Raw genomic sequence first — 21,961 nt, forward strand, 5'->3', positions numbered from 1 at the left:
TGTTCAGATCTGTAGTACTGTTCGATCATGAGCACGGGGCACAGGCCTGTCGCGGTGATCGCCGGCGGACGTGGATTCATCGGAGCTGCGGTGGCGGAAGCGTTCGAGGCGGATGGGTTCGACCTGCGCTACATCGGCCGCAGTGCTGGCATCGGCTGGAACGATGGCGACGCGATCAAACGAGCCGTCGACGGCGCTGATGTCGTGCTCAACTTCGCCGGCCGATCGGTGAACTGCCGCTACACCGACCAGAACCGACACGAGATCCTCAGTTCACGACTTTCGACAACGCGGTCTCTGCGAGAAGCGATGAAGAGTGCCGACCGGCCGCCCCGTGTCTGGCTGAACGCGTCGACAGCGACCATTTACCGCCAGGCAATGGATCGTCCGCAAACGGAAGCGACCGGTGAGATCGGGTCAGGATTCTCGGTAGATGTCGCGACCGCCTGGGAATCGGAACTGTTCGCAGAGTCCCTGCCCGACACGCGACGTGTCGCACTGCGCATGGCGATCGTGATCGGCGACGGTCCGGCAACGCAGATGCTTCTCACCCTGGCACGGTACGGACTAGGTGGGACTCAATACGACGGCTGGTGCCCGCCCCACCGCCGCTACCGCGGCATCGGGGCACATCCGACCGGACCGCGCACCGCTCCCTGGTACCGCACCGGTGGGCGGCAGAAGTTCAGCTGGGTGCACATCGACGACGTCGTCGCGGCTATCCGCGTCATCCGAGACGATGACCGCCTCACCGGCCCGATCAACATTGCCTCGCCGAACCCGTCGGACAACCGCACTCTGATGCAGACCTTGCGGAAGGTGGTGGGAGCCCCGTTCGGGCTGCCCACGCGGCGGTGGATGCTAGAGATCGGCATGTGGACGCTGCGCACCGAATCGGAACTGATCCTCAAGAGCCGGTGGGTTCTGCCCGGGACCCTCACCGACGCCGGCTTCACGTTCGCTCACGGCGACCTCGAGGCAGCGCTGACCGGCGTCTTCCGCAGCCATGACACCCACAGCGGCGTACCGCATGTCACCGCCGCACGGAGCACCCGCGATGTCGCCTGAGCGCCAACCTGGCAAGGGCGACCGCACCCGCCTCCGAATCCGCACGGCCGCTCTCGCGTCCTTCCGGGACAACGGGTACGACGCGACTACGATCCGGAAGATCGCGGACGAACTCGGCATGTCTGTGGGCGCGACCCACTACCACTTCCCGTCGAAGAACCACCTCATCCAGGAGCTCTATCTCGACGTGCAGGAAGCACACCGCACCGTCGCAGAGCCTCTCCTCGCGGCCGAGACCCGCCTGATCGACCGCCTCCGCATCGTCTATTCGACCGGCCTCGACCAGCTCACCCCCTATCACGCGCACGCAGGAGAGTTCCTCTCCGCAGCAGTCTCGCCGCGCTCCCCGATCAACCCCCTGTCCACCGAATCCGCCGAAGCCCTCGCGATCGTCCAGAGCCTCTTCGCACAGGCCGTCGACAATGCAAGCGCGACCGGCGTGCCCGACGACATCCGAAGCCTGCTTCCCCGTGCCCTCGTCCTCGCCCATCTGCTGCTCGCCCTGTTCTGGGTCTACGACACCTCTGAAGGTCAGCGCCGCACACGAAAGCTCCTCGACCGTGGTCTGAAACTGCTCGGGTCCGTGCTGCCCTTGGCGCGACTGCCCATCCTCCGCGGCGCCCTCCGGGACATGCTCGCGCTCGTCAACGACGTGCACGCATGACCGCAGACCTGACCCGTATTACCCTTCCGTTGGAAGGAGTCATCGAGCGGCGACTTCTGATCAGCTACCGCCTCGATCCGACCATCGCCCGCGCCCTGCTTCCGACCGGACTCCGGCCTCAGCTGGTGGACGGATCCGCCGTCGCCGGAATCTGCATGATCCGGCTGGGTCACGTACGCCCCGGCTGGATGCCTCGGCGCATCGGATGGCGATTCGAGAACGCCGCGCACCGCATCGCCGTCGAGTGGGACGAGGCGGATGGTCCCCATGCCGGCGTGTTCATTCCCGAGCGACACTCCGCGTCGTGGATTCCCGTCGTCGTCGGCGGCCGCCTCTTCCCCGGCGTCCACCATCACGCGCGGTTCCAGGCACGAGATACGCCTGAGCAGATCCACGTACGTCTGACGACGCGGAACACCACGGTCGCCGCAGACGTGCGCGTCACTGAGGATTGGTCCAGTTCCCTGTTCCCGACACTCGACGACGCGTCCGAGTTCTTTCGCCATGGAGACGTGGGCTGGTCTCCAACCCGCAGCGGTCACACGCTCGAAGGGCTCCAGCTCCGCGCCTTCGACTGGCGCGTCACCGCCGGCATGCCACTTCGTATCGAGTCAAGCTACTTCGACGCGCTGCCCGGCGGATCAGCAGCCCTCGACAACGTCCTCATAATGCGGGACATCCCCATCCAGTGGACCAAGCCCGACTCGGTACTGTCGACGCGGTCTCGAACGATCACGGGTGTTCCTGCCTTGCCCGACGGACGAGCCCGGTGAGGCGCTCGCCGCCCGCGACGAAGTTGTTCGAGCTGCTCTCGCCCGATGTGACGCCGACGACATAGGGGCCGTCCGACCAGAAGCCGAACACTGGGCTCCCGGACTGGCCCGGCCAGTTGTCGAACGTGTCGCTGAGGAGCACCCGGCCTCCGCTGTCGGAGTCGAAGTCGTCCTCGTCGAGCGCGAAGTCGCGCTGATACGTGACCAGCTCGCCGGTCGAGCTGAAGTCCTGGGGGTACCCGATGTTGCGCCAGGGGAGCACCTCGTCGTCCCACGAGTCCGAGTACGTGCGAGCGCCGAACCACCCGTACGTGTCGCCCAGACGCTGATCGAGGACGATGACCGAGTAGTCGTCGTCCATGTTCGTGGAGCTGTAGTTGGCGGCGGTCACCTTCTGGACGAAGTACGCGTGTGTGCCGTACGCGGCCGCCAGCGAGCTGCCGTTCGTGTAGAGCACGTCGACTCGGAGCCAGCCGGGCGTCCAGTCGACGCAGTGGCTCGCGGTCAGCACGTGCCGCGGCCCGATGAGCACCCCGCTCCCGCTCCACCCGGATGGCCGCGTCATGCGGACCACACAGCGCCAGGGATAGTGCTCGTCGTAGTAGACCCATCGCCCGTCCGGGTTGAAGACGGTCGTCGGCCGAATGTCGCGATCGTCTCTGAAAGCACGAACGTCACGCAGCCCGTGCGGGAGCTGCGGAGTGATCGCGAGATCGTCACGGTCCGCGGGAATGGAGGGTGCGAGCTCGTCGGGCTTCATGCGTGACAGACCGGCGGTCAGCTTCCGGTTCGTGACACGGATGAGTTCTGGTGCCGCGCGCTCGATGAGCGCTGTTCGAGCACGATCGATGGACACGTTCACGCGCCATCGGCCATCCGCTGTCTGTTCGACGGCCACTTCAGGCTTGCCGTCGGTGTCCGTGGCGATGTCGAAGCTCGCCGTGATCGGCGTCGGAGGCGCGGCCTCGTGGCGCCGGATGCTGAGTTCCGCTTTGCGGAGTGCACGTTCCGTGAGAGGCGGTTCGATGCCGCCGGAGTTCTTTTCCATGCACAGAGGAGGCTCGCGTCGTCGCCGTCGATACATCCGGTCGCAGGGAGGCGTTATCACAGGGCCTTGACACCGCACTTTCATTTTGAAAGTGTCCGCATATGAGCATCTTCATCACTTGCCCGGTCGAGAGCGTCGAGCGCTCGACGGCCTTCTACACATCCCTCGGTTGGACCATGAATGCCGAGATGTCGGACCACAACGTGTCCTGCTTCGCGATCGCGCCCGAACAGTACGTCATGCTTGGCAGCCGCGAGATGTACGCGGCAGTCGGTGGCACCGAGGACCTTGTGGGCGGCCCCGACACCCCATCGAAGGTCACGATCTCATTCGATCTCGCCAGCCGGGAGGCCGTGGATGAGCTCGTGGAACACGCAGGGAGGGCCGGCGGACGCGTCGGCGATATCGACGACTACCCGTTCATGTATCAGCGCCAGTTCGATGACCCGGACGGTTACCACTACTCGCCCTTCTGGATGAAGCCGGAACCTGACACGTCCGCGTGAGCGAGCTGGCCACAGCCCTCGAGATCATCGGTCCGCGGTGGGCACTGCTCATCGTGGAACGACTGCTCGACGGGCCACAGCGCTACGGCGACCTGCAACGCGATCTCGGAATGGGCACCAAAGTTCTGGCCACCCGCCTCCGAGAGCTTGAGGAGGCTCACGTCTTGCACCGGCTGCCCCTCCACCACAACACCCGCGCGTACGCGCTGACTGAACGCGGACTCGCCCTGCGGGACTCGATCATCGCGCTCCGACGCTGGGGCGCCGGACAGGAGTAGCGGCGACGCGTGCTCTTCCCGCAGAGCTACAGATCTCGGGGGCATCTACGGTGTGCGATGAGCTGTGTGCAGACGAGGGCGGTAGTCGAAGACCCACGCCTGACTCTTCTCCGTGACGATGTGGCGGAAGACGAGCCGGAGGATGTGGTCTTGAACGCGACGCGCGACCGGTCCCGGTGTCTTCGTGCTGCTGGAGCGAGCCCCCTGGGCGACGATTTTCTCCACGCGGCGGCGACGGCGGCTTTCGAACGCGGCGAATGCAGCCGACAGCGCGCCTCGTGACTCATCGATGCACGCCGCCATGACGACAGCGTCCTCGAGCGCCATGGACGCGCCCTGACCTGAGCTCGGCGAAGGCGCATGGATGGAATCCCCGATCAAAGCGAGGCGGCCCCGGCTCCACATCGGAACTCGCGGGAGGTCGAACGTGCTATCACCGGCAAGCTGGAGTTCGCTGGCGCCGATGAGATCCGCAAACGGTCCGGCGTCGGATGCAGCGAGCCCCTGAAGATGGGACACCCAATCGGCGTCCGTGGTCGCAGCACGCTCGCTGCGGCTGATCGGCGGGCGGGGCTCGTTGACGAACCAGACGACATCCCCCTCCGGCGTCGGCAATGCGCCGAAGAACGCGCGCCGACCGAACACGAACGTCCACGCCTCGGGTTGGAGAGTTGCCGAGTGACGGGTGTTCCGCGTGATCCCCCCGAAGTTCGCGAGCCCGAGATATCGCGCGGAGGGGGCGTGCGGATCGATGCATCGGCGGACGAGGGAGTGGATGCCGTCTGCGCCGAGGACGAAGTCAGCCTCGAGTTCCTCGCCGCCAGCGAGGACCACACTGGCCGAAGTGGACGTCGTCCGGACCGCGGACACCTGACTGGCGTAGCGCACGTCGATCCCGCGCCGAACGGCTTCGGCATTCAACGCCGCAGCCAACTCCGGGCGCCGGAAAGACAAAGCGGGCGTGCCGTCCGACAGGGGACGTCCCAGCCCTACCGAACCGATCGCCGCTCCCGTCGCGCCGACCATGATGTTGGAACGGGTCGGGACGCCGATTGCCCGCACCGCTTCCAGCGCGCCGATCTCCTGCAGGGCCGCGACACCGTTTGGAGCGACGGTGAACCACGAACCTGCCCCGACGCCTTCGGGCCGAGCCTCGAGCACCGTTGACTCGACCCCGACGGCTTGCAACGCCATGGCCGATGCCGAGCCGGCGATCCCGCCCCCCACGATGATTGCGCGCACTGTAAGCTCCCCTCGACAAGTCTTACGACAGACGAACATTTCGATTCTCGAAAGGGTGTCACGAGTGCCGCGCACACGTCAAGCAGCAATCCATGAGGCGGGCCTCGCCTTGCAGCGCTACCAGCGCAGCGTGCAAGCCTTCGACGACGCAGCCGCTCGGGTGCTGCACGTTGGCCCGACTGACTTGCGTTGCCTGGACTGGTTGAGTGAAGGACCGCTCACGGCGGGCGAACTGGCAGTGGCGGCGGGCCTGCGCCCGGCCGCGACGACCACCCTGATCGATCGGCTGGTTGAGCGCGATTTCGTTCGACGGGTCTCCTCGGACGATGACCGGCGCCGCGTGCTCGTCGAACTCACGGATGAGGGCAGGAGACAAGTGTGGGCGATCTACGGGCCGCTTGCCCAGGAAGGGCAGAGCGTCTTCGACGATGTCACTGTCGAGCAGATCGACGCGATGCGCGGCGTGCTCGACGCGATGACCGAAGTGACCGAGCAACACCGGAGTGAGCTTCACCCGTGACGCGCAACTCTTGCCCGCCCACGAATGGCTTCTGGTTGGGTCACGACGCGATGATCTCCGTGGGCCGCCAACGGCCCACCGATTCGGCCGCTGACCGACCTCCGCCGAGCCAAGACCCGTACAACCGGTCGGCAGCCATCATCCCCGAGGACGAAGAAAACCCCCGGAAATCCGGGGGCTTCGATCTGTAGCAGGAGCGGGGCTTGAACCCGCGACCTCACGATTATGAGTCGTGCGCTCTCACCAACTGAGCTACCCTGCCGCGTGGCATCCGCTCTTCGCGAATGGATGCTGCGAGCCCCGAGTCAGGATTGAACTGACGACCCCTTCCTTACCATGGAAGTGCTCTGCCACTGAGCTATCGGGGCGTGCTGCCCGCATGCGGGCAACTAGAAGAGGATACCAGAGCGACGGCGGCTCTCTGAATCCGAGTCAGCCTCCGGCGTGCTCGCGCAGCCAGGGCATCGGGTCGATCGGGACGGTGCCGTTGATGAGCAATTCGAAGTGCGTGTGGGCCCCGTAGGAGCGTCCCGTGTTGCCCGTGTTGCCGAGTACGGTGCCGACGGTGACCTTCTGTCCGGGCACGACCTTCATCGAGCCGTACTGCATGTGCGCGTAGTGGCTGGAGATGAGCTGACCGTCGATCTCGTGGTCGATGATCACGTGCACGCCGTAGTCGCCGCCGGCCTCGGAGGCGACGCGCACGGTGCCGTCTGCGATGGCCTGGATGGGCGCACCGGAGCCGGGCGTGAAGTCGATGCCCTTGTGCAGCTTGCCGTCGCGCATTCCGTAGCCGTACGACATCGTCACACCCACGACGAAGGGCCACTGGATGGCACTGTTCGGATCGTTGTGGAACAGGTTCGAGAAGTTGCTGATGCCGGCCTGCGATGCGAGCTCCGCGACCGTGGTGGTGTCGTAGCTTCCGGAGCGGTCGAGCGTCTCGGCCTCCACCGTGGAGGGGGCGACATAGGCCTGGATCTCGTCCGGGCTGAGATCGGTCGTGGGCGCGCCTTCCGACGCGACGGGCGCCATGAGCGAGGCATCCACACCGCTCGCGGCCGCGACCGCTTGCGAGGGCGTCGTCATTCCGACGGCCATGATGCCGACGATGCCCATGACACCCACCGAGAACGATGCGGTGGCGACGCGCTTGAACGCGGTGCCGCGGCTCACGCGCGGCTGACGGGTCTTGCGGGGCTTACGGGGAGCGGCGTGCGCTGCCGGATCCGCGGAAGAGTCGTTGTCCTCGGTCGCCGCCGCGGTCTCGGTCCGGTCCTCGACCGTCGGGACCGCGAACTCCCCCGTGAAGGAGAAGAGCCGTGCCGCAGCCTCGAACTCGTCGATGGATGCCGCATCCTCCGCCGCAGCCGACCCCGCGGCCTCTTCGGCAGGGGCCGAGACCTCGTCGGCCATCGGCGCGGGAGTCTCGGTCTCGAGCGGGGTCTCGACGAACGGGCGGCGGGCCGCACGCTGACGCCGGCTCGGCGCGGGAGTGGGCGTCTCGATCACGGCCTCCGCCGCAACCGGCTCCTCGACGACCTCGAGCTGCACCGGAGCCTCGACGACCTCGAGCACGATGGAGGCTTCGTCGGCTTCGAGCACGACCGGCGTCTCGACGACCTCCACAAGGGGCTCCACGAGCTCGAACTCCGCGGTGGCCGCGGAGTCCACGATGGGCTGCTCACCCGTGAGCGCCCGACGGGCGCGCCGGCTCAGCGGCGCGGGCTCTGCCGGAGCGGCGGGCGCCGGGATCTCGACGGCGGTGGGAGCGGCCGGCAGGTCGGTGAGCGGGGCCACGGCGACGTCGTCCGAGGCATCCTTCCGCTTCTCGTCGTTCTGCGGACCCCAGGCGATCGTGGGCTGCTCGACGGTCAAGCCGGCAGCGCGGCGACGCAGCTCTGCGCGGGATGCTCCGAGGGTCTCCGAGGACGCCTGAACAGGCGTCGCGGAGGTGCGGCTGGAACGGCGCGTGGGCGCGGGCTCAGCCATCGGGGCATCGAAAGGCAAGCGGGAGCTCTCGGTCGTGTCGCTCGGGGGGCAACGGTACGGTCAGCGGGCAGTGATCACTTGCGCGGTCGGGGAGCGAAAGTAACGATCGGGTAAACACTACCTCGGGCGGGCTGGGAATGCCATGTGCGGCTCGGGAATCGGGGTGAGATCGCTCCCATTCTTATGGAATACCCAGGCTCAATCGGCGAGCGCGGTGTCGAGCAGCCGCTCGAAGATGACCGGGGTCGCCGCGACGATGAGCGGCCGCGGCGCGCTGTCATCGCTCGCGACGAAGCCGAAGGATCCGCCCGCCTCCGTGACGAGAAGGGCTCCAGCCGCGTGGTCCCACGGCGCGAGTCCCCGCTCGAAGTACCCGTCGAGGCGACCCGAGGCGACGTAGGCGAGATCGAGGGATGCGGCGCCCCCGCGTCGCAGGTCACGCGCCATCGGCATCACCCTCGAGACCCGGGCGAGGTCGCCGGCGTGGGTCGCAGGGTCGTAGCCGAATCCCGTCCCGAGGAGCGCGCCGGCCGCGGAGACCTCGGCGTTGACCACGATCCGCTCGTCGCCCAGCCAGGCACCTGCACCCCGAGCCGCGTGGAACGTCTCGTCGAGAGCCGGCGCGTAGACCGCCGCCGCAACGGCCTCCCATTCGCCCGCGACCGGCTCGCCGATCACGGCGGCGACGCTGACGGCGTAGAGCGGGTTGCCGTAGGCGTAGTTGACGGTGCCGTCGATCGGGTCCACGACCCAGGTCACGTCCGTGGATCCGCGCTCGGCTCCGGTCTCCTCGCCCAGGAAGCCGTCACCGGGCCGGGCTTCGGCGAGGCGGGCCCGGATCAGCGCCTCGACCTCGCGATCGGCGAGGGTCACGATGTCGGCGAGCGCGGACTTGGTCGCGGCGATCGCGACTCCCTCGCGCCGTCGCATCCTCGCCAGCTCCCCCGCATCCTGCGCGATGTCGATCGCCAGCGATTCCAGTTCGTGCGCGAGGCTCATGGGTCCACGCTAGCGGCGGGGACGCGGCATCCGTCCCGCTAGCGTGGAGACATGGCCGCTGCAGTCCACCCCGCCACCGTCGATGTCGCGATCGTCGGGGGCGGCCACAACGCCCTCGCCGCCGCCGCCTACCTCGCGCGTGCCGGCCGCTCGGTCGTCGTGCTCGAGCGCCTCGATCACGTCGGCGGGGCGGCGGTGTCGGAGCGACCGTGGGCCGGGGTCGACGCACGGCTCTCGCGCTACTCGTACCTGGTGAGCCTGCTCCCGCGGCGTGTCATCGACGACCTCGGACTGCGCATCGACCTGCGGCGTCGGCGCTACTCCTCCTATACGCCCGATCCGGCGGACCCGTCGCGCGGGATCCTCATCGATACGGCGGATGCCGCGGCCACCGCGGAGTCCTTCGCCCGCGTGACGGGCTCGGCGAGCGAGGCTCGGCGCTTCGCCGCGTTCGCCGACCGGATCGCACCGGTCGCGCGGCAGCTCTTCCCGACCGTGACCGAGCCTCTGCGACGGCGGACGACTGTGCGCGACGCGCTGGGCGACCCGAACCTGTGGGACGACCTCTTCGAGCGGCCCCTCGGTTCGACGCTGCGGGAATCGCTGGATTCGGACATCGCCCGCGGGATCGCGCTGACCGACGGGCTGATCGGCACGTTCGCGTCGGCCGACGATGAGAGCCTGCGGCAGAACCGGTGCTTCCTGTACCACGTCATCGGCGGCGGCACGGGCGACTGGGACGTTCCGGTGGGCGGCATGGGCCGGGTCAGCGGTGAGCTCGAGCGCGCCGCCCGAGCCGCCGGCGCCGAGCTGCGCACGAACGTCGAGGTCACGGCGATCTCACCCGACGGCGAGGTGACGGCGTCCTCGCTCGACGGCGACGCGACCGTCCACGCGCGGCTCGTTCTCAGCGGGGTCGGCCCGGCCGTGCTCACGCGTCTGATGGGCGGGACCGCGGGCCCGGGCACCGAGCCCGAGGGTGCGCAGGTCAAGGTGAACATGCTGCTGCGCCGGCTTCCCCGCCTGCGCGACGGCGCGGTCGCGCCCGAGGCGGCGTTCGCAGGCACATTCCACATCAACGAGACGATGTCGCAGCTCGATGAGGCGTACCGGGTGGCCTCGGGCGGAGGCATCCCCGATCCGCTCCCCGCGGAGATCTACTGCCACTCGCTGACGGACCCCACGATCCTCGGCGCGGAACTGCGCGCAACGGGTGCGCAGACGCTCACTCTTTTCGGCCTTCAGGTGCCGCACCGTCTCGTGAAGGACGCGGATCCGGATGCCGCGCGCTCGGCGCTGCTCGACGCCGCCCAGCGCTCGCTCGACTCGGTGCTGGCCGAGCCGATCGCCGACGTCGTGTTTGAGGCTCCGGACGGGACGCCCTGCGTCGAGGCCCGCACGACGGCAGACCTCGAGGCCTCTCTGGGCATGACGGCGGGCGACATCTTCCACGGCCCGCTGTCGTGGCCGTGGGCGGACGACGACGCGCCGCTGGAGACTCCGGCGCAACGGTGGGGCGTGGCGACCGCGCACCAGCGCGTGCTGCTCTGCGGGTCCGGCGCGCGGCGCGGCGGCGCGGTGAGCGGCCTCGGTGGGCACAACGCCGCCATGGCCGCGCTGGAACTCTTGGGCTGAGCCGGGCGCCGGCGCGGCGCTACGGTCGCGGGGGCAGCGGCGGGGGCGGCGGGTAGCCGTCGTAGCCGTGGTGGTCGGGCGACGACGGGTCGGAACCCGGTGCGGGTGCGGGGGCCTCGGGTGTCGCCGAGGCGGGGGCGGCCTGCGCGGGAGCGGACTGCTCGGGGGCGGGCTGCCCGGGGGCGGGCTGCCCGGGCGCGGCGAACACGTGCGCCCCCGGGGTCGGGTATCCGGTGTAGTACGCGTTCCAGTCGGGCGAGCCGTCCGGGAGCATCGGCAGCGGGGTGAACCCGTCGACGTACGTGGGCCACGGCAGGAGTTCCTGCGACGCGGGCTCCGGCGCGTGCGGTGCCGTCTGCGCGGGAGCGGCGGGCGCCGGCGCCGCGAGCGCTACGCCCGGGCCGCCCGGGAAGGGGCCGCCTGCGTACGGCGTCGGGTACGGGGCGGCGTGTCGGGGCCGCTTGGGGGCGAACAGCGCGTTGACGAGCGGGATCAGCGCGGTGCCGACGGCCGCGAGGATCGCCACGGCCACGGTGATGCGCCAGTAGATGTCGGGGAACCACAGGTACTCACCGAGCATGAGCGGGATGATCAGCAGCACCGCGAGGCACGCCACCAGGATGACCGTCACGATCGTCACCGCGCGCGTGAACGTCGTGTCGTGGCGCTGGAAGGCCTTCAGATACAGGCGCACGTGGAGCAGCGCGAGCTGCAGAATCAGGACGATGAAGAGGAACTGGATGAAGCGACGGATGCCGCCGAAGGCGTAGTTGTCCGGCATCCAGATCATGACGGCGCCGATGAGCAGCGTGGCGATCCACACCCCCATGCTGGCAAGGGCGAACCATCCGGGGCGACGCGGCGCGAGGTGGGCGTCGAGGATCGTCGCACCGGCGAAGCCGACCAGGAGCAGGATCGTGAGGAACGCCCGCCCGACGATGCCGTTCTGGCCCCCGATGAGGACCCAGACGACGCATACGAGCGCGGCCGCGATGAGTGCTCCGATCGCCACCCAGATCGCGGCTCGGAGGATCGGCGAGGGTCCGGACGACTCGGCCGCGGTCTGCGGTTCGGGGGCGTAGGGCTCAGGCGCGGTCATAGCGATCCTCTCTGTCGCGGGCCACGCCCGCACGCCCATCCTGACACGGGCGGGCGGCGCCTCGGGAGGGCGACGGGACGTGTGGGATTCCGTGCAGGCGGATTTCGGCTGTGGAGGAGGGGCCTGTCGGACGCCCTCACGCCCGCGATACAGTGCGGGCACATGGATCGTCCTCCTGGGGGTGGATGTGGGAATCGGGTCGCCTGAGCCCGGCGCGATGCGCGCGGCCAACGACGACGCGATCAGACGCACCGTCGAGGGCGCACCCGTCGACGCGGGCGGGCGACACCGGGACGGCCTGCGGATCGTCGTGAACGTTCCCTGCGCCGTCGTCCCGGACGTCTTCGTGCGCGGCGTGCGGAATCGACATGAGCTGTCCGCGAAGCGGGTGGGGGACGAGCGATCCACGCGCAATCGGCTCGACGACGCGATCGCCGACATCGCCGCGCAGTTCGCGGGCGACGCGACGCCCGGAGCACAGCCGATCGACCCGACAGCACTCCACTACGCAGCGCTCGAACTGAACGGAGCAGGCGTCCGCTACTTCGGTGACATCTGCCTCGTGATCGACTCGGAGGGCATCGACGATTCGCAGGTCGTCCTGGAGCAGAACTCGTACAACGTCACGCGGGATCCGCTGCGACCCGACCTCGCCGACGACGCGGCGGTGAGAGACGCACTCGTGCGAATGGCGTGCCGGTGGGCGGACCGCGCCGAGCTCGTCGCCCGCAAGGTGCTGGCCGCGTCGCCGGAATCCGACGAGCGCCTGCTCACCACGGCCGCCGTGGGACGCGGCATCCTCGAAGACGAGGAGTACATCGAGGTGCCGCTCACGACAGCGATCGCCCCGGACCGCATCCGCGGCGCCCGAACGACAGGCGGGGAGGCGGCCAAGGAGCTCTCAATCGCCGCGACCACCGCCACGGTGGCGCCCTCGGCGACGGATCTCCTTTGGCTCAGCTCCCGCCGCCGGGCGGCTCAGGCCCTCCGTGAGCACGCGATCCCGCTCTCGATCGTGACGCACGGCGGACGGGAGCGATCGTGAGGGCCTGGTTCATCGACGCCCTGGACGCGACGGGAGGCTTCGCGTTCGCCGCGTTTCGTTCGGCCGACCTCGGCCAGGACTCACCGGACCTCTCCGTCCCGGGAGTGTTCCTGAGCGCCCCGGACTTCCTGCCCACGCCCGTCACCAGCCGAGCCACCGGGATGGCCGCGGCGCGAGGACGATTCCAGTCGGGTGTCTTCCTCGACGGCGCAGAGGTGGGGTTCGCGGCCCTCGACGACCTCGTCTCCTTCGTCCGTCGCGTGTACCTCGGAAGGGGTGGCGGGCCGGATGCTCCGCCCGAGGAGGGCGGACGCGGTCCGTTCGGTCCACCCGCGGGGGAACCAGAGCTCGGCGGTCCGGCAGGAGACCCCGATGCGGAGACGACGAAGTCGCTGATGGACTTCGGAAGGGACTTCCGCGACGCGGCACGCCGGGCCGGGCATGGTGACGAGTCGTCGGGCCGCGCCGCAGCGCCGGACATCGGGCGTGACCCGGACGCATTCGTCGTCTCGAGCCTGGCGGCGCCTCCGTTCTCCGCGACGAGCCGCGACCCGACGACAGGGCTCGCCGACGCGATCGGCTCGATCGCGATGGAGTTGGTCGCGAGGGGACCTTCCGACCTGACCGGTAAGAACGTCCGGGAGTGGAGATCGGCACTCGCGCGCCTCGGCTACGCCGCCCGGCGGCTGGGAGTGACCGATCACGTCCTCGATGCGCGTTCGCTCGCGGAGGACATGGCGTCGGTGACGAGCGACGAGGTTGCGGAGCGCCTGGGCGCGACATCCCGCTCCCCTGAGCTCGAGGACTTCTACCGCAGCCTGTTCCGCTGGGGCTGGCCCGGCGAGACCGAGGACGTCGGCAACCGCTTCGACGATCTCCGGGCGTGGCCGCTGCCGGCGTTCGCACGGTGGGCTCCGGACCCCGCACGCGCCACCGCGTTCGATCTGCTCCACCGGGTGCTGAGCGACCCGCGCGTGCTCTTCGAGCTGGGCTGGACGGAAGCCCGCGTCCTCGTCTTCTCGGCGGCGCACCTGCAGCCCATGACGACGGGACACATCCCATGGCGGCCGGACCCGGACGACCTGGTGGACGCCGTCGATCGCGGGCTCGCATGGCTGGGCAGCCAGTTCCCCGCCCGCGCGTTCCCGACTCCGATCGAAGACCTGATCCCCGCGAATCGGCGAGAACGATGAGGGTGGATGAGATGCTTCAGAACCTGCTCGCGTCGACGCCCACGCCATCGATCGCACCGGCCGTCGGTAGCGGCGGCCCGGACATCGCGACCATCCTCATCACCGGTCTTGTCACCCTCCTCGTCGGCGCTGCCGGAACTCTCCTCGGCATATCGCTCGAAAGGCGAAAAGCCGAGAGCCAGGCGCTCGTCGCCAAGCGGATCGAGGTGTATGACGAGATCGCCCCGCGGATCAACGCGATCATCTGCTTCTACGCCTGCATCGGCGACTGGAAGCGGATCTCCCCCGAGGAGGTCCTCGCGCACAAGCGCGCGGTCGACCGATCCGTCAAGATCAACGGGGCGCTTCTCAGCCCGGAAACCCTCGCAGCGCATAGGTCGTTCATGACGGAGTTCTTCGAGACCTGGATCGCCCGCGGCGAGGACGCACGGCTGCGCGCGGACATCGCCTATCTGCAGAACGAATGGGGCCGCCGCTGGCGCAGCTCGTGGACGCGTCGATTCTCCACTCAGCAACCCGACGGCCGGGAGGCGCGCGCGGCGCTGGCCACCCGCCAGCGCGCGGCGTACGACGCCTTCCTGGGCGCGCTCGCGCGGGACATCGGCGTCAAGGGCTGACCCGGTGTCGCGGCGGTCGCGCATCCGCGTGCACGATTTCGGAGATGTGCACGGCGGATCGACGAGAGGTGCGCGACGTCAGAGCAGCCACTGCTGCAGCGGGTAGACGAGGTAGAGGAGCGAGAAGGACTCCCAGACCGCGCCGATCACGAGAAGGATCAGCGCGGGGATGGCCAGCCAGCCGAGGCTCTGGAGCCCACGGAGGTATCCGCGGCGGTGCGTCCGCTCACCCACGGCTGCCGGTCGCAGCCACTGCTTGCCGAGGAGGAAGACACCGAGCAGCACGAGCACGTACGCCTGCAGCTCGATCACGAGGGTGAGCGAGTGCGGGATCATCGCGACCCAGCCTTGCGCGTCGCCCGGCACGATGGTGACCCCGGTGACGACGGCCCAGACCGAGAAGGTGAGGATGCCGACGAACGGGATGACCAGCGAGGGAAGGACGACGGTCAGCAGGCTCATCTGGAAGAGGTTCACCACCAGGATGACCGCGGCGAACAACCACGGGCTGCTGATCAGGGAGCGAACGAAGTCGCCGGTGCCGTCGGCCTCGAGGCTCTCCGCTCTTCCGGCGGTGAGGTCGGGGAACAGCATCCCGATGACCATTCCGATCGCGACGAGACCATACGCGAGCAGATTGAGGAGCAGATACACGCGGGCATTCGCGCGGATGATCCCGAACGGCCGCCTCAGGAAGGCGGGCGCACGACGCTGCTGCTCGAGTTCGAGCTCGCGGGCGGGAGAAGTGGGGGCGGACATGGGTTCCTTTCGTGGGCCGCTGGGCGCGGCGTGATTCAGGCGGGCGTGTGATTCAGGCGGGGTGCGATTCAGCTGGCGAGGTCGTCGATCCAGCCGGCCTGCATGCGGAGGGCGCGCTCGACGCTGCCGAGCACCGCCGCCGCACCGATGACCACGTTGACCCCGATCGGCAGATCCACCGGAGAGTCGAAGACGCCGATGGACTCGGCGATCGCGGGGACGCGGGAGATCGTCTCGACGAGCTGCGGAACCGTCACACACAACCCGGCGACGACGAACACGAGGGAGAGCGCGCCGATGGCTGCACTCAGGCGAGGATGCTGCCGGCGCAGGAGCCCGCGAAGACCCTCCGCGGAAGCCGGATCCGGGGTGAGCGGCGACTCGCCGCCGTCGATCCGCACATAGTGGCATCGGCGGAGACCGAACCCGCCGACCGCGACCTCGATGTGACCGCCGGGCACCGAGAAACGAGCAGGGAGGGTCGAGAGCGACTCGAGGCGGCCGTCGCGGTAGAGCCGTGCCCGCACCCGTCCGTCGTGCCCGTCGCCGGCTTTGCGCACATCCACCGCGTAGGTGGATGCCGCGCCTCGCGGGCCTTCTACGGTGAGCCGCATCAGCGACCGCCCGAACACCTGCCACCAGCGGAACGGCGGCAGCGGTTCACCTCGTCCCGCCCGCACCCGCCGTGAGGCGCGGCGGAATCGCCATGCTTCGATACTCATCTTCGCCCCTCATCCGTCGTCGCTATCACACTGTGCTAGTTCCGATCGGCAACACTAGCACACCGTGATAGTGTCGGGGTCGAGGAGGGGCCATGGACGAAGAGGCGAAGCAGCCGGGAACACGCGCGAAGATCCTGATCGCCGCCGCGACCATGCTGGGCGAGAACCCCACGGCGCGGCTCAGCGTGCGAGCCGTCGCCGCACGCGCTCAGGTCAGCACCGGATCGCTGCGCCACTTCTTCCCCACGCAGCGCGCCCTGATCGACACCGTCGTGGCTGGGCTCTACGACCTCGACATCCCGAACGACCCCATCAACGACCACACCCTGAGTCCTACCGAGCGGCTGCTCGCCGCACTGCGGCTCATGCTGGCGGAGGTCGGCGTCGGCGAAGCCGCGCGCCGGCAGTGGTCAGCGATGTACGAGGCCTATGTCGCCTCGGCCCCGTCCGACGATGAGGCAGCCACCTATCTGGCGCTCGAACGACTGGGACGCCACCGGATCGAGCGCTGGCTCGACGTCCTCATCGAGGAGGGCGCCATCCCACCGGGCGACGTCGAGGCGCGGGCCCGGTTCCTCGCGACCGTGACCAACGGCCTCATGACCGAGCGTGCCCTCCCCGCGGGCGCGGTACTGGTGGAGTCCGAAGCCGAAACCCTCCGCATCGCCGTCCATGCCGTCACCACCGCGTGGACCGTTCCGCGCGAGGGTCAGTAGCCGAAGAACCGCGCGACGTCCCGTCCGCCCGCACGCTTTACCGCCCGCGCTGCGCATGCACAATCGCGGAGATATGCAGGATTTCGGATGCTGCGGGGGTGAAGCATCCGCAATCGTGCACATCTCCGTATCGGTGCACGGCTGATCGGCAGGGTGGCGGGCGAGGGACTCCGTCGCACCGCTGCGCGGGGCTCCTCCCCGAATCCCACAGCACGAGATAGAACGAGCAAAGCGCCCCACGAGGGGGCGCTTTGCTCGTTCGGTGGCGAGTGAGGGATTCGAACCCCCGAAGGCTACGCCGGCTGATTTACAGTCAGATCCCTTTGGCCGCTTGGGTAACTCGCCAGGCGCACCCGTCCGACTTTTGCAGACGACCGGAGGCGCGATCACTCATCTTACGCGCTGTCGGGCGGTGCTCGAAATCGAGACCGACCCCGCGCAGATCAGGTGCCGAGGCGGTCCAGATCCATCGCCTGCAGCGCGGCGGGAGTGCGAAGCAGCGCACCCTCGAAGCGGCACGTGGCGGCCGCGACATCCATCGCCGTTGCGAGCACCCGAGCCCACTCGTCCTCGCTGCCGGGAGCGTCGTCGGCGAGCGCGGCGACTGTTGCGGCGAAGGCCGCGTCGCCCGCCCCCATCGTGTCGACGATCCGCCCCGGGAGGCTCGAGATCGGGTGGGTGACGGTGACCTCCCCCGCCTCGATCGTGGCTCCCGAGGCCCCCTGAGTGGCGAGCACCGCGGCCGCCCCCAGGTCGATCAGCCGGGCGCGGAGCGCGTCGAGGGTGTCGTCGTAGAGGAGAGCGGCATCGTCCTCGCCGACCTTGACCAGCACCGCCCCCGCCGCGAGAGCCTCGAAGCCGCGCACGAACTCCTCAGAATCGCGCATCATGCCCGCTCGTGGATTCGGATCGATGGCGACAGCGGCACCGGCTGAGGAGAGCGCGTCGGCCAGCTCGTCGGCCTGCGCCGTGTCGTCGAACGCGAAGCAGCTGACGACGACGAGCGCGGCATCCGTCATCGCCGCCCGCTCCCGCTCGCCGAACCGGATGCGACGCTGCTGGGATGCCTCGTTGAACACGTACTCCGGCTCGCCCCCGCCGCTGCGGGTGCTGACCGCGCGCGCCGTGCCCAGGGGGGACGGCGTGGCGAGGAGCTCGACGCCGTAGTCGGCGAGGTACGAGCGGATGCGCGACCCGGGCTCGTCGTCGCCGACCATCGCGATCAGGGTGGCGGGCACGCCAAGCCGGGTGAGTCCGACCGCGACGTTGAGCGCCGCCCCGCCGACGAACTCGCGCACGCCGTTGTCGTCGCGCAGCTCGTCGATGAGCGCATCGCCCACCACGACCACGCGGCTCATCGTCGGACCTCCGCCGTCTCGAGCACCCGGCCCACGAAAGCCTCGGTGCGTCGGCGGGTGCCGTCGATGCGCAGGTCGACGCTCGCGCGCACCTCGCTCGGCGCGAGCGGCATCGCCAAACGCACGTTCTCGTGACACGAGAGGTCGGTGCAGATGTAGGTGCCGACGCTGTCGCCGTGCTCTCCCGCGGAACCGGCGCGGCGCGCCGTGAACAGGGCGACCTGGTCGGCGGGCTGCATCGTGTGGCACAGGTTGCACATCGCCGACCGCGCTCGCGAGTTTCCCTCGGCGGCACGCACCACGACGCCCCGCGGCTCGCCGTCGAGTTCGGCGATCAGGTAGCCGCGTCCGCGCGTGCGGGGGTCGCGCCACGCGAAGAAGTCGAGGTGGTCCCAATCGACGATCGGGAAGTCGAGCGGCAGGGCGACGATCCGCAGTTCGTCGGGTGAGGCGTTCACGAACGATGAACGCACGTCTTCTTCGGTCAGTGGGCGCATGGCACCTCCTCGCGACCCCACTCTACGGGGGACCGCGACACCCGCCACCCCGTCGTCAGGCCGAACGCCCCGCCGACGCGTCGTCGACGACGGCCTCCTCGTCCTCCGGAGGCCCGCCGCGCTCGCGGATCAGGAACCCGAAGCCGAACGCCACGAAGAACATCAGCACCCCGTACACGGCCGCCGGGAGGCTGAGCTCCGTCGATCCGAGCACCGTCTGCGCGATGACGATCGCGAGGGTGGCGTTGTGGATGCCGATCTCGAACGAGGCGGCGATCGCCTGACGCTGACCCACCCTCAGCAGTCGCGGGACGAGGTAGCCCACCGAGAGGCTGATCACGCAGAACACGATGGTGATGAGCGCGAGCCGGCCGAAGTTCTCCACGAGAAGGGCCCAGTTCGAGGCCACCGCGCCCGCGATGACGACGACGAGGATGATGACGGACGCGATGCGCACCGGCCTGTCCATCGCCTTCGCGAACGCCGGCCAGAACCGACGCACGACCATTCCCACGGCCACCGGGATCAGGACGATCGCGAACACCTCGAGCACCTTGGCCCACTGCATCCCCAGCTGGTCGTCGAAGGGATTGAAGTAGGCGATCGCGAGGTTGGTGATGATCGGAAGGGTCACGACCGAGATCACCGAGTTGACGGCGGTCAGCGAGATGTTCAACGCGACGTCGCCGCGGAACAGGTGGCTGTAGAGGTTCGCGGTCGTCCCTCCGGGCGACGCCGCGAGCATCATCATTCCCACAGCGAGAACCGGGGGCAGCTGGAACGCCAGGACGAGACCGAAGCAGATCGCCGGGAGCAGGATCAGCTGGCAGAGCAGCGCCACGATCACCGCCTTGGGCTGCTTGAGCACTCGCGCGAAGTCTCCGACGGTGAGGCTCAGTCCGAGCCCGAACATGATGATCCCGAGGGCGACGGGTAGCCCGATGGTCGTCAACGCTGACATGGAACTCAGTGTGCCGGATGCCGCGACCCCGTGTCACGCGCCGCGCGGGTGCTCCCACCCCAGCCCACCCCTCCCCGCCCCGCCCAGACTTGATGAGAGGGCGCTGACGACGACTGAAGGGGCCGCCGGACGCTCGCGCGCGCCCTCTCGGCAAGCCAGGGCTGCGGGAACGGTCAGGAGCCGCGTACCTCCTCGGCGGGCGTGACCTCGTCCGCGCCGACGACGCCGCGGGACACCTCCGCCTGCTCCCGCTCGGCGCCGGCCGAGCCGGGCACGGCCGAAGCGGGAACCACCACCCCGGGGAGCGCCCACACCGCGAACGCAGGGCCCTCTGCCGAGACGAGCACGGCGCCGTCGGCCGCCACCGCGAGGGTCGCGTCGCCGTACAGCGCCCGTGCCGAGGTGGCACCGGGGAGCGCACCTGCGGCGATCGCGGCATCCGCATCGCCCCTCGTCGCGAGCACCAGTACGGTCTCCTGCTCGGACTCGCGCACGAAGACGAGCGTCTCGTCATCGACGTGCAGCCATCGCAGGCCGCCGGTCTGCAGCGCCGGGTGCGCACGCCGGATGCCGATGAGGTCGCGGTAGAGGGCGATCCGCTCGGCGACGGCCGGAGAATCCTCCGTCCCCCACGGCATCGGGGTGCGGCTGAGTTCGCCATCGGCGCCCACGGCACCGAACTCGTCCCCGGCGAAGACCACCGGAAGCCCCGGCATCGTCATCGACAGCCCGGCCGCCACCGGTACAGCGCCGGGAGCGGCGTGGGTCGCGAACCGGCCCGTGTCGTGGCTGTCGAGCGGCTGCATGTTGCCCAGGCGCACGCGCCACGGGATGCCGGCGCTGAAGCGGGTCACCGCATCGGCGAACTGTCGCGCGGTGTACCGCGGAATCCCGCCGATCGGCTGCCCGAAGAACCAGGGCTCGGTCGTTTCAGCGCCGTCGGGGCCGCGATACGAGGCTCCCGTGGGCTCGCTCAGCCAGCCCCACAGCGGACGTGTGAAGGACGGGTAGGTCATCGCACCGTGCCAGCCGTCTCCTTGGAGGTCGCTCACGGCATCGTTGGTCGACTCCCCCAGCAGGATCGACTCGGGGTCGATGCGGTGCATCGTCTCGCGGAGCAGCTGCCGGACTTCGGCGTTGAGATCGACCGCTCCGAGCCGCCCGGTCATGTTGGCGACATCGATCCGCCAGCCGTCGGTGTTGTACGGCGGCTTCAGCCACTTCGCCACGACCGAGTCGTCCGCCGTGATGAAGCGGCGCCGCAGCTCTTCCGACGACCAATCGAACTTCGGCAGGCTCGCGTATCCGAGCCACGAGACGTATTCGGTGTGGGCGTCGTCGGTGAAGTAGTAGTACTCCCCCTCGGGCGCCTCGGGGTGACCGAAGGCCGCACGGAACCACTCGTGACTGTCACCCGAGTGGTTGCTCGTGAGATCACCGATGACACGGATGCCGCGGGCATGGGCGGCCTCGACCAGACGGATGTACGCCTCGTCGCCGCCGAGGAGCGGGTCGATGCGGTCGAAGCTCGCCGCGTCGTACCGGTGATTGGACTCGGCGGGGAACACGGGGGTCAGGTAGAGAAGGTTCACGCCGAGCGCCACCAGGTGGTCGAGCTTCTCGACGATCCCGGGCAGGTCGCCGCCGTAGAACTGCTGCGAGCGACCGGGCATCGTCGCATCCACCGGGTCGGACCAGTCGGCCGCGATCGCCCACCCCGGCGTGGGGTGCGTGTCGGCCTGCGCCGACCGCGCGAACCGGTCGGGGAAGACCTGGTACATCACGGCGTCGTTCATCCACGCGGGCGGGGCCGGATAGGCCACGAGCGCGAAATCGTCGGCGTCCAGGGTCTCGATGTCGTGGAGACCGGCCTGATTGAGCCATTCGATGCGGCCGTCCTCGTGGCGCAGCATCCACCGGTATCCATGGCGGGGATTGCGCACCGTGATCGGCGCCTCCCACCAGTCCCAGCCGTCCGCGGACCCTACGCGCTCGGCGCGGGTCCACTCAGGTTCGTGATCGGGATTCGAGCGCGTGCGCACGTCCGTGAGCGGGCCGTAGCCGGACGGGACGCGGAGCCGCACGCGCACAACGCCGCCGAGCGCGGGTGCGACCGCGGAGACGTGGAGGGGCGAGCCGTCGTGGTGCGGAACGAGGGACATCACAGGCCTTTCGGACGATCGGCAGCACGCGCCGCCGGAATGCGACGTGGTTGCACGGCCGTGGCCATGACAGAGCCCTTGAGTTGTCTGGGATTCAGGATGCCGCG

22 protein-coding genes and 3 tRNA genes are annotated in these 21,961 nt (G+C 69.2%); 11 read left to right on the plus strand and 14 right to left on the minus strand.

Annotation, left to right across the window (positions count from 1 at the left end; all coding sequences use genetic code 11):
• Positions 1-27: 27 nt before the first annotated feature.
• From ACFQ0P_RS02435 to ACFQ0P_RS02445, 3 genes are read left to right on the plus strand one after another with little or no spacing between them, the layout of a single operon-like run.
• Positions 28-1,068 (plus strand): epimerase, encoded by a 1,041-nt coding sequence (locus ACFQ0P_RS02435; RefSeq protein WP_204980132.1) that lies wholly within the window; start codon positions 28-30, stop codon positions 1,066-1,068.
• On the plus strand, positions 1,058-1,732 hold the full coding sequence (locus ACFQ0P_RS02440; protein ID WP_204980133.1) for a TetR/AcrR family transcriptional regulator: 675 nt from the start codon (positions 1,058-1,060) through the stop codon (positions 1,730-1,732). The genes ACFQ0P_RS02435 and ACFQ0P_RS02440 overlap by 11 nt, the downstream gene beginning before the upstream one ends.
• A complete protein-coding gene (locus ACFQ0P_RS02445) occupies positions 1,729-2,505 on the plus strand; it encodes a DUF2071 domain-containing protein (protein ID WP_204980134.1) in 777 nt (258 codons plus the stop codon). Before ACFQ0P_RS02440 ends, ACFQ0P_RS02445 begins: the two co-directional genes overlap by 4 nt.
• Here ACFQ0P_RS02445 and ACFQ0P_RS02450 read toward each other — a convergent pair.
• Positions 2,465-3,553: a trypsin-like serine peptidase gene (locus ACFQ0P_RS02450; RefSeq protein ID WP_204980135.1), complete on the minus strand. Its 1,089-nt coding sequence runs from the start codon at positions 3,551-3,553 to the stop codon at positions 2,465-2,467. The two genes, ACFQ0P_RS02445 and ACFQ0P_RS02450, sit on opposite strands and share 41 nt — an antisense overlap.
• Before the next feature lie 101 nt (positions 3,554-3,654).
• On the opposite strand from ACFQ0P_RS02450, the gene ACFQ0P_RS02455 reads away from it, so the two are divergent.
• Both ACFQ0P_RS02455 and ACFQ0P_RS02460 read left to right on the plus strand, forming a co-directional pair.
• The gene (locus ACFQ0P_RS02455) at positions 3,655-4,059 is read left to right on the plus strand and encodes a VOC family protein (RefSeq protein WP_204980136.1); all 405 of its coding nucleotides are present in this window, start codon (positions 3,655-3,657) and stop codon (positions 4,057-4,059) included.
• Entirely contained in the window at positions 4,056-4,337 is a 282-nt protein-coding gene (locus ACFQ0P_RS02460; RefSeq protein ID WP_204980137.1) for a winged helix-turn-helix transcriptional regulator, read from the plus strand. Before ACFQ0P_RS02455 ends, ACFQ0P_RS02460 begins: the two co-directional genes overlap by 4 nt.
• 45 nt (positions 4,338-4,382) lie before the next feature.
• Here the strand turns inward: ACFQ0P_RS02460 and ACFQ0P_RS02465 are convergent, their stop codons facing one another.
• On the minus strand, positions 4,383-5,618 hold the full coding sequence (locus ACFQ0P_RS02465) for an FAD-dependent monooxygenase (protein ID WP_378771236.1): 1,236 nt from the start codon (positions 5,616-5,618) through the stop codon (positions 4,383-4,385).
• A 25-nt stretch (positions 5,619-5,643) separates the two neighbouring features.
• Between ACFQ0P_RS02465 and ACFQ0P_RS02470 the strand changes: the two genes are divergently transcribed.
• On the plus strand, positions 5,644-6,099 hold the full coding sequence (locus tag ACFQ0P_RS02470) for a MarR family winged helix-turn-helix transcriptional regulator (protein WP_378771239.1): 456 nt from the start codon (positions 5,644-5,646) through the stop codon (positions 6,097-6,099).
• A gap of 188 nt (positions 6,100-6,287) precedes the next feature.
• On the opposite strand, the gene ACFQ0P_RS02475 is transcribed toward ACFQ0P_RS02470, so the two are convergent.
• The 4 genes from ACFQ0P_RS02475 to ACFQ0P_RS02490 form a co-directional block, all read right to left on the minus strand.
• Positions 6,288-6,361, minus strand: a tRNA-Met gene (locus ACFQ0P_RS02475).
• A 34-nt stretch (positions 6,362-6,395) separates the two neighbouring features.
• A tRNA-Thr gene (locus ACFQ0P_RS02480) sits at positions 6,396-6,467 on the minus strand.
• A gap of 64 nt (positions 6,468-6,531) precedes the next feature.
• Positions 6,532-8,091 (minus strand): peptidoglycan DD-metalloendopeptidase family protein, encoded by a 1,560-nt coding sequence (locus tag ACFQ0P_RS02485; protein WP_204980139.1) that lies wholly within the window; start codon positions 8,089-8,091, stop codon positions 6,532-6,534.
• A gap of 198 nt (positions 8,092-8,289) precedes the next feature.
• The gene (locus ACFQ0P_RS02490) at positions 8,290-9,090 is read right to left on the minus strand and encodes an inositol monophosphatase family protein (RefSeq protein WP_204980140.1); all 801 of its coding nucleotides are present in this window, start codon (positions 9,088-9,090) and stop codon (positions 8,290-8,292) included.
• Positions 9,091-9,141: 51 nt separating this feature from the next.
• On the opposite strand from ACFQ0P_RS02490, the gene ACFQ0P_RS02495 reads away from it, so the two are divergent.
• Positions 9,142-10,725, plus strand: coding sequence for a phytoene desaturase family protein (locus ACFQ0P_RS02495; RefSeq protein ID WP_204980141.1), 1,584 nt, complete (start codon positions 9,142-9,144; stop codon positions 10,723-10,725).
• A 19-nt stretch (positions 10,726-10,744) separates the two neighbouring features.
• Here the strand turns inward: ACFQ0P_RS02495 and ACFQ0P_RS02500 are convergent, their stop codons facing one another.
• Positions 10,745-11,824: a hypothetical protein gene (locus ACFQ0P_RS02500; protein WP_204980142.1), complete on the minus strand. Its 1,080-nt coding sequence runs from the start codon at positions 11,822-11,824 to the stop codon at positions 10,745-10,747.
• A gap of 217 nt (positions 11,825-12,041) precedes the next feature.
• On the opposite strand from ACFQ0P_RS02500, the gene ACFQ0P_RS02505 reads away from it, so the two are divergent.
• Genes ACFQ0P_RS02505 through ACFQ0P_RS02515 form a run of 3 tightly spaced genes read left to right on the plus strand, consistent with a single transcriptional unit; the run spans position 12,042 to position 14,679 of the window.
• Positions 12,042-12,869: a hypothetical protein gene (locus ACFQ0P_RS02505; RefSeq protein WP_204980143.1), complete on the plus strand. Its 828-nt coding sequence runs from the start codon at positions 12,042-12,044 to the stop codon at positions 12,867-12,869.
• On the plus strand, positions 12,866-14,062 hold the full coding sequence (locus ACFQ0P_RS02510) for a hypothetical protein (protein ID WP_204980144.1): 1,197 nt from the start codon (positions 12,866-12,868) through the stop codon (positions 14,060-14,062). The genes ACFQ0P_RS02505 and ACFQ0P_RS02510 overlap by 4 nt, the downstream gene beginning before the upstream one ends.
• Positions 14,063-14,073: 11 nt before the next feature.
• Entirely contained in the window at positions 14,074-14,679 is a 606-nt protein-coding gene (locus ACFQ0P_RS02515) for a hypothetical protein (protein ID WP_204980145.1), read from the plus strand.
• A gap of 78 nt (positions 14,680-14,757) precedes the next feature.
• Here ACFQ0P_RS02515 and ACFQ0P_RS02520 read toward each other — a convergent pair whose 3' ends face one another.
• Complete coding sequence (locus tag ACFQ0P_RS02520) at positions 14,758-15,438, minus strand: hypothetical protein (RefSeq protein WP_204980146.1); 681 nt, start codon at positions 15,436-15,438, stop codon at positions 14,758-14,760.
• A gap of 68 nt (positions 15,439-15,506) precedes the next feature.
• Positions 15,507-16,160, minus strand: coding sequence for a hypothetical protein (locus tag ACFQ0P_RS02525; protein ID WP_204980147.1), 654 nt, complete (start codon positions 16,158-16,160; stop codon positions 15,507-15,509).
• A gap of 92 nt (positions 16,161-16,252) precedes the next feature.
• Between ACFQ0P_RS02525 and ACFQ0P_RS02530 the strand changes: the two genes are divergently transcribed.
• A complete protein-coding gene (locus tag ACFQ0P_RS02530; RefSeq protein ID WP_204980148.1) occupies positions 16,253-16,876 on the plus strand; it encodes a TetR/AcrR family transcriptional regulator in 624 nt (207 codons plus the stop codon).
• Between the two features lie 263 nt (positions 16,877-17,139).
• Here the strand turns inward: ACFQ0P_RS02530 and ACFQ0P_RS02535 are convergent.
• The 5 genes from ACFQ0P_RS02535 to ACFQ0P_RS02555 form a co-directional block, all read right to left on the minus strand.
• Positions 17,140-17,221 (minus strand) — tRNA-Tyr (locus tag ACFQ0P_RS02535).
• A 98-nt stretch (positions 17,222-17,319) separates the two neighbouring features.
• Positions 17,320-18,234, minus strand: a complete 915-nt coding sequence (locus tag ACFQ0P_RS02540) for a PfkB family carbohydrate kinase (RefSeq protein WP_204980149.1) — start codon at positions 18,232-18,234, stop codon at positions 17,320-17,322.
• Complete coding sequence (locus ACFQ0P_RS02545) at positions 18,231-18,731, minus strand: FBP domain-containing protein (RefSeq protein WP_204980150.1); 501 nt, start codon at positions 18,729-18,731, stop codon at positions 18,231-18,233. The genes ACFQ0P_RS02540 and ACFQ0P_RS02545 overlap by 4 nt, the downstream gene beginning before the upstream one ends.
• A gap of 55 nt (positions 18,732-18,786) precedes the next feature.
• Complete coding sequence (locus ACFQ0P_RS02550; RefSeq protein WP_204980151.1) at positions 18,787-19,692, minus strand: bile acid:sodium symporter family protein; 906 nt, start codon at positions 19,690-19,692, stop codon at positions 18,787-18,789.
• Positions 19,693-19,865: 173 nt separating this feature from the next.
• Positions 19,866-21,854, minus strand: coding sequence for a glycoside hydrolase family 13 protein (locus ACFQ0P_RS02555; protein ID WP_378771246.1), 1,989 nt, complete (start codon positions 21,852-21,854; stop codon positions 19,866-19,868).
• Positions 21,855-21,961 lie beyond the last annotated feature (107 nt).

Origin of the sequence: Microbacterium insulae (assembly GCF_042677065.1) — a bacterium.
Classification (GTDB): Bacteria; Actinomycetota; Actinomycetes; order Actinomycetales; family Microbacteriaceae; genus Microbacterium; species Microbacterium insulae.

Coding starts and splice junctions, on each gene's coding strand:
- ACFQ0P_RS02435 (WP_204980132.1), top strand. CDS start 28: ATGAGCACGGGGCACAGGCCTGTCGCGGTGATCGCCGGCGGACGTGGA.
- ACFQ0P_RS02440 (WP_204980133.1), top strand. CDS start 1,058: ATGTCGCCTGAGCGCCAACCTGGCAAGGGCGACCGCACCCGCCTCCGA.
- ACFQ0P_RS02445 (WP_204980134.1), top strand. CDS start 1,729: ATGACCGCAGACCTGACCCGTATTACCCTTCCGTTGGAAGGAGTCATC.
- ACFQ0P_RS02450 (WP_204980135.1), bottom strand. CDS start 3,553: ATGGAAAAGAACTCCGGCGGCATCGAACCGCCTCTCACGGAACGTGCA.
- ACFQ0P_RS02455 (WP_204980136.1), top strand. CDS start 3,655: ATGAGCATCTTCATCACTTGCCCGGTCGAGAGCGTCGAGCGCTCGACG.
- ACFQ0P_RS02465 (WP_378771236.1), bottom strand. CDS start 5,618: ATGTTCGTCTGTCGTAAGACTTGTCGAGGGGAGCTTACAGTGCGCGCA.
- ACFQ0P_RS02485 (WP_204980139.1), bottom strand. CDS start 8,091: ATGGCTGAGCCCGCGCCCACGCGCCGTTCCAGCCGCACCTCCGCGACG.
- ACFQ0P_RS02490 (WP_204980140.1), bottom strand. CDS start 9,090: ATGAGCCTCGCGCACGAACTGGAATCGCTGGCGATCGACATCGCGCAG.
- ACFQ0P_RS02495 (WP_204980141.1), top strand. CDS start 9,142: ATGGCCGCTGCAGTCCACCCCGCCACCGTCGATGTCGCGATCGTCGGG.
- ACFQ0P_RS02500 (WP_204980142.1), bottom strand. CDS start 11,824: ATGACCGCGCCTGAGCCCTACGCCCCCGAACCGCAGACCGCGGCCGAG.
- ACFQ0P_RS02505 (WP_204980143.1), top strand. CDS start 12,042: ATGCGCGCGGCCAACGACGACGCGATCAGACGCACCGTCGAGGGCGCA.
- ACFQ0P_RS02515 (WP_204980145.1), top strand. CDS start 14,074: ATGCTTCAGAACCTGCTCGCGTCGACGCCCACGCCATCGATCGCACCG.
- ACFQ0P_RS02520 (WP_204980146.1), bottom strand. CDS start 15,438: ATGTCCGCCCCCACTTCTCCCGCCCGCGAGCTCGAACTCGAGCAGCAG.
- ACFQ0P_RS02525 (WP_204980147.1), bottom strand. CDS start 16,160: ATGAGTATCGAAGCATGGCGATTCCGCCGCGCCTCACGGCGGGTGCGG.
- ACFQ0P_RS02530 (WP_204980148.1), top strand. CDS start 16,253: ATGGACGAAGAGGCGAAGCAGCCGGGAACACGCGCGAAGATCCTGATC.
- ACFQ0P_RS02540 (WP_204980149.1), bottom strand. CDS start 18,234: ATGAGCCGCGTGGTCGTGGTGGGCGATGCGCTCATCGACGAGCTGCGC.
- ACFQ0P_RS02545 (WP_204980150.1), bottom strand. CDS start 18,731: ATGCGCCCACTGACCGAAGAAGACGTGCGTTCATCGTTCGTGAACGCC.
- ACFQ0P_RS02550 (WP_204980151.1), bottom strand. CDS start 19,692: ATGTCAGCGTTGACGACCATCGGGCTACCCGTCGCCCTCGGGATCATC.
- ACFQ0P_RS02555 (WP_378771246.1), bottom strand. CDS start 21,854: ATGTCCCTCGTTCCGCACCACGACGGCTCGCCCCTCCACGTCTCCGCG.